This window comes from Pradoshia sp. TA40_28, from assembly GCF_059694525.1.
Genome location: NZ_JCATZO010000001.1, coordinates 118,233 through 132,316 on the forward strand (window position 1 = coordinate 118,233; position 14,084 = coordinate 132,316).

The 14,084-nt window shown below is 39.7% G+C and carries 15 protein-coding genes; 7 read left to right on the forward strand and 8 right to left on the reverse strand.

All coding sequences use genetic code 11. The features are described from left to right. Positions 1-146: 146 nt before the first annotated feature. The 4 genes from bshB2 to AC58NB_RS00535 all read right to left on the reverse strand — a co-directional run bounded on the left by bshB2 (position 147) and on the right by AC58NB_RS00535 (position 3,122). A complete protein-coding gene (gene bshB2, locus AC58NB_RS00520; protein WP_497424852.1) occupies positions 147-824 on the reverse strand; it encodes a bacillithiol biosynthesis deacetylase BshB2 in 678 nt (225 codons plus the stop codon). A gap of 16 nt (positions 825-840) precedes the next feature. Beyond that, on the reverse strand, positions 841-1,191 hold the full coding sequence (locus tag AC58NB_RS00525; RefSeq protein WP_497424853.1) for a YojF family protein: 351 nt from the start codon (positions 1,189-1,191) through the stop codon (positions 841-843). Positions 1,192-1,346: 155 nt separating this feature from the next. Next, a complete protein-coding gene (gene pdxK / locus AC58NB_RS00530; protein ID WP_497424854.1) occupies positions 1,347-2,156 on the reverse strand; it encodes a pyridoxine/pyridoxal/pyridoxamine kinase in 810 nt (269 codons plus the stop codon). A 612-nt stretch (positions 2,157-2,768) separates the two neighbouring features. Continuing rightward, entirely contained in the window at positions 2,769-3,122 is a 354-nt protein-coding gene (locus AC58NB_RS00535) for a YflT domain-containing protein (RefSeq protein WP_497424855.1), read from the reverse strand. A 170-nt stretch (positions 3,123-3,292) separates the two neighbouring features. Here AC58NB_RS00535 and AC58NB_RS00540 point away from each other — a divergent pair, with 170 nt between their 5' ends. The 3 genes from AC58NB_RS00540 (at position 3,293) to AC58NB_RS00550 (ending at position 4,719) form a co-directional block, all read left to right on the forward strand. Next, a complete protein-coding gene (locus tag AC58NB_RS00540; protein ID WP_497424856.1) occupies positions 3,293-3,973 on the forward strand; it encodes a uracil-DNA glycosylase in 681 nt (226 codons plus the stop codon). A gap of 77 nt (positions 3,974-4,050) precedes the next feature. Next, positions 4,051-4,326 carry a DUF5327 family protein gene (locus tag AC58NB_RS00545; protein WP_497424857.1) on the forward strand — a complete coding sequence of 92 codons (276 nt, stop codon included), beginning with the start codon at positions 4,051-4,053 and terminating at the stop codon, positions 4,324-4,326. Between the two features lie 21 nt (positions 4,327-4,347). Then, entirely contained in the window at positions 4,348-4,719 is a 372-nt protein-coding gene (locus AC58NB_RS00550; protein WP_497424858.1) for a DUF423 domain-containing protein, read from the forward strand. A 112-nt stretch (positions 4,720-4,831) separates the two neighbouring features. Here the strand turns inward: AC58NB_RS00550 and gerQ are convergent, their stop codons facing one another. The 3 genes from gerQ to hemQ form a co-directional block, all read right to left on the reverse strand. Next, the gene (gene gerQ / locus AC58NB_RS00555; protein WP_497424859.1) at positions 4,832-5,320 is read right to left on the reverse strand and encodes a spore coat protein GerQ; all 489 of its coding nucleotides are present in this window, start codon (positions 5,318-5,320) and stop codon (positions 4,832-4,834) included. A 32-nt stretch (positions 5,321-5,352) separates the two neighbouring features. Then, positions 5,353-5,775 (reverse strand): cell wall hydrolase, encoded by a 423-nt coding sequence (locus AC58NB_RS00560; RefSeq protein ID WP_497424860.1) that lies wholly within the window; start codon positions 5,773-5,775, stop codon positions 5,353-5,355. A gap of 350 nt (positions 5,776-6,125) precedes the next feature. After that, positions 6,126-6,875 carry a hydrogen peroxide-dependent heme synthase gene (gene hemQ, locus AC58NB_RS00565; protein ID WP_497424861.1) on the reverse strand — a complete coding sequence of 250 codons (750 nt, stop codon included), beginning with the start codon at positions 6,873-6,875 and terminating at the stop codon, positions 6,126-6,128. Between the two features lie 203 nt (positions 6,876-7,078). Between hemQ and pta the strand changes: the two genes are divergently transcribed. Both pta and lipL read left to right on the forward strand, forming a co-directional pair. Beyond that, a complete protein-coding gene (gene pta / locus AC58NB_RS00570) occupies positions 7,079-8,056 on the forward strand; it encodes a phosphate acetyltransferase (RefSeq protein ID WP_497424862.1) in 978 nt (325 codons plus the stop codon). A gap of 61 nt (positions 8,057-8,117) precedes the next feature. Then, a complete protein-coding gene (gene lipL, locus AC58NB_RS00575) occupies positions 8,118-8,945 on the forward strand; it encodes an octanoyl-[GcvH]:protein N-octanoyltransferase (RefSeq protein ID WP_497424863.1) in 828 nt (275 codons plus the stop codon). Between the two features lie 162 nt (positions 8,946-9,107). On the opposite strand, the gene AC58NB_RS00580 is transcribed toward lipL, so the two are convergent. After that, positions 9,108-9,842: an RsfA family transcriptional regulator gene (locus tag AC58NB_RS00580; protein WP_497424864.1), complete on the reverse strand. Its 735-nt coding sequence runs from the start codon at positions 9,840-9,842 to the stop codon at positions 9,108-9,110. Between the two features lie 231 nt (positions 9,843-10,073). On the opposite strand from AC58NB_RS00580, the gene AC58NB_RS00585 reads away from it, so the two are divergent. Together AC58NB_RS00585 and AC58NB_RS00590 are read left to right on the forward strand one after the other, a co-directional pair. Then, entirely contained in the window at positions 10,074-10,295 is a 222-nt protein-coding gene (locus AC58NB_RS00585; protein WP_497424865.1) for a YuzB family protein, read from the forward strand. Between the two features lie 116 nt (positions 10,296-10,411). Then, entirely contained in the window at positions 10,412-13,879 is a 3,468-nt protein-coding gene (locus AC58NB_RS00590; protein ID WP_497424866.1) for a lamin tail domain-containing metallophosphoesterase family protein, read from the forward strand. Positions 13,880-14,084: the final 205 nt, after the last annotated feature.

Below are 14,084 nucleotides of genomic sequence, written 5' to 3' on the forward strand. Positions count from 1 at the left end.
GGCTAATATAGGACTACAATGAAGTTTTCCAAAGTATCCCCCCCTTTTTGAACCGCCTTTTGTCATGAAGGCGGTTTTTTTATTAAATAATAAATTCGCACCAAAAAAGCTGTCAGGCACCTGACAGCTTTTTAAATAGGATAATCTTATATTTTTTCAGGCCATTTATATTGATAAAACCTCTCGAAGAAAAGCTGGCTTTCTAGTTCCTTATTTCCTTGGGCGAGTAACTCGGTCCAACCGGCCATCATCGCCTCAGTTTGGGAACGGTGCGCAGCGATTGCTTTGAGTTTGGTTTCGATTACGTCCTGAATATTATTTATGATATCAGGCTCTCCAAGTACATCCTGATGGTTGTTGGAAAAGGCTACACAGTGAAGTTTTGGTCTTTTTTCAGGATCGATTTCAGAAACGGCTTGTACCACAGCTCTTCCGCAAGCCTCGTGGTCCGGATGAACACTGAATCCCGGATAAAAAGTAATGATAAGGGTTGGTTGAAGCTCATTAATAAGCTTAGTCATTTGATCAGCCAGCCATTGTTCATTTTCGAATTCAACAGTTTTATCGCGCAGCCCCATCATACGTAAATCCTGGATACCCATTATCTGTGCAGCATCCATTAATTCTTTTTTTCTAATTTTCGGAAGGCTCTCCCGTGTGGCAAACGGTGGATTTCCAAGGTTTCGGCCCATTTCACCAAGCGTTAAGCATGCATAGGTGACAGGGATGTCATCTCTCGTATAAGAGGCGATTGTTCCAGAAACTCCAAATGCCTCATCATCCGGATGAGGGAATATGACTAACACATGCTTCTCTTTATCCATTTTTCACAACTCCTCGTTATTTATCGAAAGGGACGGTGCTGATTTCGAAAGCGACAGCAAGCCTTCCGCTCTGATCGAGTCCGGCCATTAAAAGGCGACCGAATTCATCAATTTCGTAATGGGTAATCCCTTCAGCGTATACCCATCCTTCTTTCATCCTCAGTCCAACACGATAGGGGCCATCACCTATAATTTTTCCTTCTTCAAAACAGATGGAAACGTTACGTATAAAAGCACCTGCTGAGAAAAATGATTCATCATTATGGGTTGCATAGGCACCGTTCGTTGTCTCTAAATGCAAATAAACCGGTAAACCAGCGTATGTTTGCAGAGCTTTTTGTGAATCAAGCAGGTCAATTGGCTTCATTAAGATTACCTCCCAATATAAAAAAGGAATAGAGTCTATTCCTATGAAAATAGTGATGTATTAATTATGATACTAAAGTTACTGAAAAAATGCTAAAAATGGAGATTAAAAAAGCTGCCCGAAATATTTCGGGCAGCCTATTAAATGAAAGTTATTTATTTATATGTACGGTAAGCACCATGCATAACAGGCCCGACAAATTCATTTAGTTTCCAGCCATGCTGAATCGCAACAGAGATGAATTCTTTAGCAGTTGCCAATGCTTCTTCAACCGTTTTACCTTTAGCTAATTCAGCAGTAATCGCTGCAGCAGTGGTACAACCTGCGCCGTGAGTATAGGTAGTCGTGAACTTATCGGATTCTAAGATGGTATAGTCTTTTCCATCAAAAATTAGGTCAATCGCTTTATCTTGCCCTTCAAGCTTGGTGCCACCCTTGATAAGAACATATTTTGCTCCTTGATCGTGGATGATCTTTGCAGCTTGTTTCATTTCATCAATAGTAGTAATAGGCCCAATCCCGGATAACTGCCACGCTTCGAAAAGGTTTGGTGTCACAACCGTTGCGAGCGGTAGAAGTAATTCTCTCATTGCCACTGTATTCTCAGGCATTAACACTTCGTCTGTCCCTTTACAAACCATTACAGGGTCGATAACGACTTTATCAAGGCCATATTCTTTGATTTTTCGTGCAGCCAGTTCAATAATATCAACTGTTCCCAACATACCCGTTTTCATGGCATCAATTCTTGTTGAAAGAATCGTATCCAATTGGGCTTCGACAGTTGAAACATCAATTGGAAATACATTATGAGACCAGCTATTTTTAGGATCCATGGCAACGATTGAAGTAACAGCAGTCATGCCATAAACACCCAACTCCTGGAATGTTTTTAAATCTGCTTGAAGACCTGCTCCGCCGCTGCTATCAGATCCGGCAATAGTCAATGCTTTTTTTAGACTCATTAGCCTATCCTCCCTCAATATAAAGCTTAATTAAGTTATACTTTAAAATGCATATCAAAACAATACGTATCGTACAAATGCGATGCAGTTAATGATAGACATCTTCTTACCGAGAATGAGCTCCCAAATTCATATTATATGGTATTTATCTGCGAATAGAATGCATTAGGTAACAGGATGCGTTTATACAGGTACGATTGCATATAGTAATGATACTATAAGTAAAAAATAGTGGAAAATGAAGACACTTATAATAAGAGGATATTAAGAAAAAAATGCTTCTTAACGAATTAATGATTGTTAAAATTTCAAGTAAGATGGATAAAGCTATAGGTGTGAAGCTGGAGCTATAACGTACTTATAGGAGTAGTCTGCAAATGAACGAATGGAAAGAACCAGTGTTTTAATCTGCAAAGATTGTGGATAGGATGACGAGTAGAAAATGAAGCAGACTATAAAAATGAGGTAAAGAGGCCAGGATTAGATACCTAGCGATCTATTAAATAGGGTTCATGGTGGACATGGCCCGGCGAATTTTTTTAAAAAGCTCCACTGCAAAAAGAGCTTAAAGAAGGGGGGGCCATCCTTAAGCTCTTTTTTGCTTTTTCTGACTTACATGATTTTTGTATTATCAGTATCGCTTGCCTGATCGGAAGTAATGACAACAATTTTGTGTTCATCCAAATCTTTTTCATATTGTTGAGCTTCCAATTCAGATAATCCAAGTGATTGAAGCTTGCTGCGCAATTCGTCACCACGTTTTTTGAACAGATTCCCTACACTTTCAAAAAAGCCTTGTTCACCAATACCAATGCTGCTTGTATCCGTTGCATCAGTTAAGTCCTTTGAAAAATCTTTACTATGGGAAAATAAATAAATATTATCTTTTGTAAAACCTTCAGATGTAAGTTGTTCAATTTTCTCTTTAGCCTGAACTGAATTTTCTACTACATAAACTTGATACATTATACATCCTCCTCTAAATCCTATATCTGCTGGAATTTCGTCTTGGTAGTGTAGCTATAGTGTTTATATAACCTATAAATAAATCTATAAACATGAGCTTTGGAGGGTAAAGAGGGAAAGAGATGTAAGCTTGTGTGTCAGATTTAGCAAAAAAGATAAGGAGTGATTGCATGAGCCATCAAATTTTAAAGAATGACTGGAACGATTATTTACAGGATGAATTTAAAAAACCTTATTATGTCGCTCTGCATGATTTTATAAAAAAAGAATATGAAAACGAGATTGTCTATCCTAAGGCTGAGGAAATTTATAATGCTCTGCACTATACAGATTTTAAATCAGTGAAAGTCGTATTGCTCGGACAGGACCCCTATCACGGACCTAATCAGGCGCATGGATTGAGCTTCTCCGTACAGCCGGGTGTAGCTCTTCCTCCATCGCTGCGAAATATTTTCAAAGAATTGAATGATGATTTAGGAATCCCAATCCCCAATAATGGATATTTGAAAAACTGGGCAGATCAGGGAGTTCTCTTATTAAATACTGTATTAACGGTCAGACAAGGAGAAGCCCATTCGCATAAGGGAAAAGGGTGGGAGCAATTGACTGATAAAATAATAGAAACATTGAACGAAAAGTCAGATCCGGTTGTCTTTCTTTTATGGGGAAAACCAGCACAGTCCAAAATTCATTTAATTGATCAGAAGAAGCATCATATCATTACTTCTGTTCATCCAAGCCCGCTATCTGCCCGACGAGGTTTCTTTGGAAGCAAGCCATTTTCTAAAACAAATGAATTTCTTCGGCAATCAGGACTTAAGGAAATCGATTGGACAATTCCCAATCTGTGAGTTGTCGATAGATAGATTCCTTGGCGAAGTTAAGATAGAATTAAAATGAACAGGATAATGGTAAGCGGGGTGAACCTATGGAAATAACATCAGAAAAGATATTGGACAAGATGGGTGAACTAATTCAGAAGGCTAAAATGGCGCCTGCTGAGCAAAGAAATGGATATCTAATTGCCGTTCAAAGCTTGATTGATTTGGTTGTGAACGATCATACAGAAGTGGGAAGACAAGCTGCTGTGAATCAAACCGTGTCGTATACTCCCATTCAACAACAGAATCCTACTGTTTCCCTGCCGCAGGAAAAAACAGTTAAAATGGAGGATGCAAACGGAGATTCACTTCTGGATTTTTAATCGTAAAGGGGAGAGACTAGGTTGAAAACATTTATTATTATAGCAGCCATAAATGCAGCAATGTCCGTGGCATGCGGTGCATTCGGAGCTCATGGGCTGGAGGGGAAGATTTCTGAAAAATCTCTGGAGGTCTGGAAAACAGCCGTTCAGTATCAAATGTTTCACGCAGGTGGACTACTGGCGATTGCATTGCTGTGGGATCGATTATCTTCACATCAATTATTAAATTGGTCAGGCTGGACGATGTTAGTTGGGATTATTCTTTTTTCCGGAAGTTTATATGTACTTAGTGTCACAAGTATCTCAAAGCTTGGTATTATCACGCCATTTGGCGGCGTAGCCTTCATTGCTTCCTGGGTTCTAATAATTGTGGCCGTTTATAAGTATGCATAATTTAATAGTCATAGAAAAAACCGCCCATGGGAGTCATAAGCGGTTTTTTCTATGTAATAAATAGATTCATTTGATCATCATTTAGCTATAAGTTCTGAATCTATTCTTTCTATTATCGAGAAGAACCGCCGAAGGGATAAGAATACTCTATTTCTTCATCAAAGGTGACGTAATCAAGATAGATCAGAGGCAATAAGTAGCGCATGCCAGTTTGAGGATCACTTAAGATGACATGATCACGGCCGGCAGCTTCAATAATTCCTTTGAATAGTTTGGTGTTGCCATCTTTACTTCCTTCAAATGTCATATAAACGGAAGCGAGTTTACCGCGATTCAAACGCAAAATATTCTCTATATAAGATTGCTCTACGAATTGACCCGGAATTGGCGAAGGAGACGTTTGGAATGGTGACCCACCACCACCCGTTGCAAAGGGCTGTACTTGATAGGGAAGTGGTTGCTGCTGTTGCTGAAACTGTTGCTGTGGTTGAAACTGTTGTTGTCCTGCGCCGGTTTGTCCTGCCATATATGGATTAAAAGGGACTTGATAACCTCCTCCATATTGCCCCCCGCCTTGTGACTGTGAACCCGGTTGTTTCATAAAATGACTCCTCCTCTATTAACAATAGTATTCTAAAAAACAGTTGGACAATCAGATTGTGTCGGTGCAAAGAAGCAGTGTGCTTTGTATCTCCCGGTATTATATTGTCCATACCATTGAGCCGGGCAGCTTCCTTCTGGTCTGAAGAACCATAGGGCGTTCGTAGCCGGATGGAAACGTTCCCCGTTAACGACTCGTCTTGCCAGCCTGATATCACTCTCTCTGGCGCGTTGGTAAAAGTATCCTTTTTGTGTCGCCTCGAATCCACCGGGGTTTTGAAAAACCATTTGAGGAATGGTTCGGATATTCACGAAATCCAGACATTCACCACGCACTCTGTTTACGCCTACATTGCCGACCATTAACATCCCCTGCTCACCCTCACCCTCAGCTTCTGCTCTCATTAACCGGGCAAGGACCTTTATATCCTCTTCAGTAGCCTTAATGACTGCCATACATAAAGCACCTCTTTTCGATAGATCTTTCTGGATGTGTTTTGATACGTAAAAGATATGCTCACTACAGAAAAATATGCAAAGAGAGACCGGCTTATGATAAAAATGAGGGATTTCTCATTCGAAGTCTGATAATAGGGCAAGAGAAAAGGCTTTGTTTTTTACATCCGTTTACATGATTTACCTTTATAATGGATAAAAGGGTAGCTATTGGGGGATCTATGTTTGTTGTTTGGGAGGGGAAGGTTTATGAAGTTGGACCAGCTCTATCCAAAGTTTTTTAAGATGAATGCAAAAAAGTACCCATAAACCGTGTTTAACAGTTTATGGGTACTTCCCTTTTATTCTATTTAAACATGTAAAAATTCACTAACTTGATCTGGAGTCAGGATATTTCCTACGAAGAAGGAGCCAAACTCGCCGTAACGGGCACTCACTTCATCAAAACGCATTTCATAAACCAATTTTTTAAATTGGAGAACGTCATCCGCGAAAAGAGTAACTCCCCACTCATAATCATCAAAACCAACAGAGCCGGAAATAATTTGTTTCACTTTACCAGCGTATTGGCGGCCAATCATTCCGTGAGAATACATAAGTTTTTTACGATCCTCCATCGGCAGCATATACCAGTTATCATCACCTTGGCGACGCTTGTCCATTGGATAGAAGCAAACATGCTTAGATGTCGGCAATGTCGGGTATAGTCTGGAACGGACATGAGGATTCTGATATGGATCTTCATCTGAATCGGAAGGCAGATAATTACTTAGCTCAACAACAGATACATAAGAATGTGCCGGAATTGTGAACTCTGCTAATTTAGTTTTATTGAACTCTAATTCAAGTGCATTTAAATCTTCCATAGTTGGACGTAAAAGCATCATCATGAAGTCTGCTTTTTGTCCGACAATTGTATAAAGAGCATGGCTGCCTTTGTTTTCATCCTGAGTTTTATTCCATTTTTCTACTAATCCCAGGAACTCATTGATGGCAGCGGCGCGTTCGTCTTCAGGTAACATTTTCCATGTAGCCCAGTCGACTGTTCGGAAGTCGTGTAAACAATACCAACCGTCCAATGTTTTAGCTGCTTCACTCATATTGATCATCTCCCACATAACATTTCGTTCATGCCATTTATACTATATCATAATCATTGGAAGGTTTTCTCGAATCAAGACTTCAATAAACTTGTCGATATTATGACATCCCGCTATAATTTTAAAAAATAAGGCAAACCTATTAAATAATTCATCATAAAGGTGTATTCTATGAAGAGGACATTTTGAGGAGGACATAAAAAATGAGTAATTTATTTACCACATTAAAAGAAAAAGTTTCTGGCAATCAATTGCGAATTGTATTCCCAGAAGGTATGGATGAAAGAATTCTTGAAGCAGCTGGAAGATTGGCAGCCGAAAAGACAATTGTTCCAATCCTAGTAGGAAATATTGATGAAATCACTGCAAAAGCGAAGGAAATGAATATTTCTGTAGACAATATGGAAATTTACGATCCTGCTACATATATTATGATGGACGAGCTTGTGACTGCTTTCGTTGAACGCCGTAAAGGTAAAGCGACAGAAGAACAAGCACGTAAAATCTTGCTTGATGAAAACTATTTCGGAACTATGCTTGTTTATTTAAATAAAGCAGACGGTCTTGTCAGCGGTGCAGCGCACTCTACGGCAGATACAGTTCGTCCTGCATTGCAAATCATTAAAACAAAAGCTGGCGTTAAGAAGACATCAGGCGTATTCATCATGGTAAAAGGTGATGAAAAATATGTATTTGCAGACTGTGCAATCAACATTGCTCCAGACAGCCAGGATCTTGCTGAAATTGCATTAGAGAGTGCTAGAACAGCGCGTATGTTTGATCTTGACCCGCGTGTGGCTATGCTTAGCTTCTCTACAGTTGGTTCTGCAGTATCTGAAGAAACAACTAAAGTGGCAGATGCTGTTAAGATTGTAACAGAGATGGATCCACAATTAATCGTAGACGGAGAAATTCAATTCGACGCTGCTATTGTTCCATCTGTTGCTGCAGCAAAAGCTCCTAACTCTCCACTTCAAGGCTCTGCAAACGTATTTGTATTCCCTAGTCTTGAAGCAGGCAATATTGGCTATAAAATTGCGCAACGCCTTGGCGGTTTTGAAGCAGTTGGACCAATCCTACAAGGGTTAAACGCTCCAGTAAACGATCTATCCAGAGGATGTAACGCAGAAGATGTTTACAACCTTGCTCTTATCACAGCTTCTCAAGCTTTGGTAAAATAAAAATATAAGTGACCTAAGGCGCCTTATGGCGCCTATTTTTTTATAAATGGAGAGAGTGACGATGAATTTATTACAGCAGAATCGTTGGAGAATCATAGACCACAGCCAAACTGGACTACATACCCGTGCTATTCAATCATTTGCGATTGATGACACCTTATGTGCTTCAGTAGGAGCTGGGAACTCACCGGTAACAGCACGCACCTGGGTTCATCAAAAAACAGTTGTAATGGGTATTCAAGACGGCAGGCTACCTATGCTAAAGCAAGCTGCCGATTTCTTGCATAATCAGGGGTATGATTGTATTGTCCGTAATTCTGGAGGATTGGCAGTTGTATTAGATGAAGGGATTTTGAACCTTACGCTTGTTTTTCCGGAAAAGGACCGGAAAATTGAGATTAACCGCGGGTATGATGCCATGTTGGAACTGATTCAGTATATGTTCCAGGACTTTGATCAAACCATTGAAGCGGGTGAAATCGTCGGCTCCTATTGTCCGGGAAGCTATGATTTAAGCATTGATGGTAAAAAATTTGCTGGAATCTCTCAGAGAAGAATTCGTAACGGGGTAGCTGTACAAATCTATTTGGATGTCAACGGGGATGCAGGACAAAGAGCTGGCTTAGTACGAGATTTTTATGAAATCGCACTAAATGGTACACAAACAAAATTCGTGTATCCAACCGTAAATCCGGAAGTCATGGCTTCATTATCTGGTTTACTTGGGGTCGAGCTGACTGTTAATGATGTGATGTTACGTTTAATGAAAGCACTGAAGGATCATTCTGAGCAGATTGAAATGACGCCTCTGACTGAAGAAGAAATGCCACTATTTGAGTCTTATTTAAACAGAATGCAAGAAAGAAATGATAAATTGGAAATCGACTAATTAAAACGACCTGTCTGCCACAAGTAAAAATAGTGTAGCAGCGGGGGATGCCGGAAATATAATCTCTTTTTAAAACAGAGATATAAGATGGCTGACCTAAATCGTATTTGGTATAGCCGACAAGAAAGCCGGTCTCATGGGAGAGCCCGGCTTTTTAGATGGTTATTCTGCTATTTTTTCCAGATTACCATTGCGATCCATCTTAAATTTAGTAGCTTGACGGTCATCTTCATCCAGTAAAGCTAATTTACGAGCGCGATTCATGATATTCATAAGTGTTTCGTAGTCTTCCTGGATGGTAACTTTATTTTCTTCAACATTATCAAGCTTATGTTGCAGCTCTTTGTTTGTATGTTTAAGATCTCTGATTTCAAGCTTTAATCTTTCATTTTCGGATTGCAAAGCCTGTATCTTTAGGCTGTCTGTATCATAAGTTTGCAAGAATGCAATGATATCATCCATCGTGAGAGCTGGAGGAGTCTTGTATTCTTCCAGCACTGGGAAAAGGCTGGTCTGTTCGAATTCTTCTGTATCATTGATTTCCGGCGTGATCTCCATTTCCATCAATTCATCTTCCATTGCGGTTGTAACCGTTTCAAAATCTCGCAAAGAAGGAACCGGTGGCTGATATAGAATCTTCTTTTTGCCACCTTGGTCTTTACCAAGTAATCTCTGACGTTGCTTTCTTTGTTTGCGCGCAAGCTGCAATGCTTTTTCATAGGAATGACGTACAACAGCATTCCATCTAAATCCACAGGCAGCCGCGGTACGGTTTAATTTATCTCCGACTTCATCAAATGCATTCAATTGGGTACTGCCTTCCCGTACATGTCTTAAAACTGTTTCTGCTAGTAATAAATCATTTTCTTCCGTCCATGCATCTTGTCTAATTTTCATGATCTGCAACTCCCTTTTCTATAAGATTTAAAATAAATTTGCAAATTATGGTTCTAGCATGGACATAAAGGAGCTGTTTTATACAGGTTACTAGATTTTTTCATTAACTAATAGATAATCAGCGGATTCTTGCAAATAGTGGAGCTGGAGTGATACAATACGCTTTAGTCCCAACAGGCTCGAACAACATAAAGAAGAGTCAAATATTTTGGCAAGAAAGGATAGGCGGTCATGTCGAACGAATTTAGGGTATGTGACGACTGTCAGGCTACAAACTTAAAGACATTGCTACCAAAATTAAAAAAGGTGGATCCCGATGCAAAAATTGAGATTGGATGTCAGTCCTATTGTGGACCTGGACGAAAAAAATCGTTTGCATTTGTAAATAACCGTCCAGTCGCGGCGCCAACAGAAGATGAATTAATAGAAAAAGTAAAAGCTAAGATTAAATAAATTAAAAAAAGTCGTTCCTCTAAAAATGTATTTTTAGAAGAGCGACTTTTTTTCATAATTATCCGCTGTTTATTCCATACTAAGGTATCAATCTTTGAATGGGAATGAGGGTAAGAATGAACAAAATAGGTGTATGGATTCTAATCATATTATCGTCAATATGGCTTAATTCGGATACAGGAATTGCTATATCGAACAATGTTCCTGATTTACTAATCACTGAGATTTCTCCTCACGGCAAAACATATGAATACGTCGAGATCTATAATAATACAGATGTAGCCATCGATTTACATGATTACAATTTGCGATACCTCTCTATGAACAAGTCCATGCAAGTATGGGATATTAAAGAATCAACTTTTATAAAGCCTAAATCTACGAAAATCATTTGGTTAGAGAATGATGCTGATAAAGGCAACTTAGATGTTCAGGATTTTAACCGTCACTTTCATACAAACATTGAAGCTCACCAGTTAATCCGTTTGGAAGGTGATTTACATAATAAAGGCAAAAATACGGTTGTTTTAGCAACAGATACAGGGGCTGTCATATCTTATGTATCATATGAAAATGGACTCAACCATTATAAGCAGGCAAAAGAGTCTAAGAAATTAAAACGGGACAAGCAGATTGAAAAAAACACACCGGGTCAGATCAGCGAGGAACAAATTCCTTTAACAGCCAATCAAAAGACGGATGCCGTAAAGCCGATTGTCCGGCCTATTATGATGCCGGATGAAATCCCAGAGCGTTCTGATGTATCGATTGAAGTTCAAATTGAGGATGAACATCTAATAAAGCGGGCCGAAATATTCTATAAAAGAGGTCAGGATTCTACATTTTCACAGGCTAATATGCTTATGAAAACGACGACTACCTATCAATCGACCATATCGAGGTATGATGTCTATGGCTCGGTCCCCACCTTTGATTATTATTTGGAAATATCAGATGGACAGCATGTAATCCGATACCCGGAACAAGGGACAAAGTCCATTAAAGTTGGGAATCCCGATATGTATAAACCGTTGCGACCAGGGCTTTCTGTCCAAAATAATACAATCCTAAAAGGAACAAAAAAGATCCAGGTTCAAAAGGCAACAGCAAACGAACAGGTTAAGCTGACGGTTGACGGACAAAAATTAAAAACGCAACGGACAATTAGTCGTCCAGCTGCCATTGTGTTTGAGGGATTGGGGATTGATGAAAGGAAGAAAAGCGCCGTTTACATCGGTGACCGCCTGATTTCCAAATTGAAACCTACAGAAGGATTTTACCTTCCATATGAGGTTTCCATCCCTATTGATGAAATCAAACCAGGTAAAAATGCCATTTCAATTCATACAGGTAATGAGAAGGAGCCCTTTATGCCCGGGAGTACGGTGGGTACAAAAGACATTGATCACTTTTCTATTAAAAATGTGAAGTTATTAATGGGCGATGGGACAATGATTCGGCCGATCAGTGTCCATTCGATAACAGGGGATGGAGATGAAAATCGCGATCGTTCACAAGAAAATCAGGAATGGAAGGTGGGCAATAAGGGGATAGTCATCCAATCCTTTGAGTTTATAATTCCGGCCGATCTGTTTACGGCTGAAGAGGCTGAGATTGATACGACAGCTTATCAGGATGGAATTCATCAGATTGAATCAACCGGAACCGCTAATCATCAAGCAGAAGTGGTGTTTGATAATACAGCTCCTAAACTCCATGTTAAAGCGCCGCTTAACGGAAGAACGTATAAAGGTACATTTACCATTGATGCGAATCCGGAAGATGAGGTGACGTCGATTGCCTCCATTAAAGGCTATCTGGATGGACGGGAGATTAATTTGCCGTATACCACTTCCTCTGGAAGGCTAAAAAAGGGAAGACATGAGGTCACCTTCATGTCAGTGGATGCGGCAGGAAATCGAAAAAAGGAGACCATTCATTTTAATATCGTGGATGAAGCGCCTATTATTACCGGTCAGGCAACCCCAAGTGATCTAGACGAAAAAGTATCGCTTCATCCAAAGCTAGGTGTGAAAGTGAAGGATCCAACCAATGATAAGTTAGTGGCTAAGTTTTATTCGGGCAACCGCTATGACTTCACTTCAAAAAGTGAGGACCAAATAAAAGCCTACTCTAATATAGCTGATGAAGAACCGCCTCCCAATCTAACTTTTCCACGTGAAACAGTTGTTTCATCTAAACAAAAGAAGCAAGTTTCAAAGGAAGATAAGAACTATTGGGTCACCGATTCTAATAAGGGATTCCCTTATCAGCGCTTTGAAATTTTGGTGGATGAAGCACCCTCGGATATGAAAGAGCTGGAGGTCAAATGGGTCGGGCATTCTTTACAGGGGAGAAAGGTCACTCTTTATGCCTGGAATGTACATACGTCAAAATGGGAAGCATTGGCGTATGGGTACGGCAAAAAGGATTTTACGTTAAAGGCAAAAGTGGATGTAGAAACGTATGTTAAAAATCAAAAGCTGCAGGTACTTGTGCAGGATCAGATTATTGGAGAAGTAAATCGTCCCTTTAATTTGGTATGGATGTCAGATACCCAATATTATTCAGAATCCTTTCCGCATATCTTCCCGGTGATGACAAACTGGATTAGAATACAAAATCAGCTAGGCAATGCAGAATATGTGATTCATACCGGCGATATTGTCAATGTGAGATGGGACTTGGATCAATGGGATATGGCGGATAGGAGTATGGGCATCTTAGATGAGCATCATGTTCCCTATGGAGTAGTTTCTGGGAACCATGATGTTGGAAACTTGGTTTTAGATTATCGCAATTATGCGAAATACTTTGGTGAACATAGATTTAAACAAACCTCTCATTATGGAGGGGGGATGAAAAATAATACAAATCACTATGACTTGGCTTCCTTTGGCGGGCATGATTTTCTTTTTCTCTACCTGGGCTGGGGCAAAGAAACTACAACTGAAACCCTGAAGTGGGTCGATAAAGTATTAAACCAATACTCCGAGAGAAATGTAGTGCTTGCTATTCATAATTATCTTGATCATAAAGGGAAACGGACTTACAACGGGAGGCAGGTTTATAAAGAAATAGTACGGAAGTATGAAAATATCAAGCTTGTCCTTGCCGGGCATATCTCAGGAGCAAGCCGTCATGTTGCGACTATTCCGCTAAAGGATAACCCATCGAAATCACGCAAAGTCTATGAAATACTGGCTGACTATCAGAGCGGTCCGGAAGGCGGAGCAGGATATATGCGGATGCTTAGCTTTAATCCGGGGGCAAAGGAATTGTCGGTCAAAACGTATTCTCCTTACTTGGATGACTATAATTTCTTTGAGCCAGAGGTCGATGAATTTACAATTGAAGAACTGGAGCTCAATCCTATTCAAAAACAGGTGGCGACTGATTATATAGGTGTTAATGTATACTCCAATACTTTATTGGGTGAAGATAAAAACGGAAGAAATCAGCAAAAAGTACAAGTCCGCTTAAAGAATTTAAAACATCATCGGAATTATTTCTGGTATGTGGAAGTGAACGACAGTTATGGCGGGCATACACGATCGCCGGTTTGGCAATTTACAACCAAATAAAGAGACTTCAATCTAAAAGCAAGGTGGGGTTTATCTCCACCTTTTTTAGGTGAAACTTAGGAAATTTTTAAGAAGAGACCCGTTGAATTTTTAGGATAATAAAGAATTCCCCCTTAAAAAAATACACCTACCCAAGATTCCAAACCGTTTTAAAATTATTCGCGCTTAAAAGAGTATATATCAGGCTCTGCCTATTCCTTGAGCC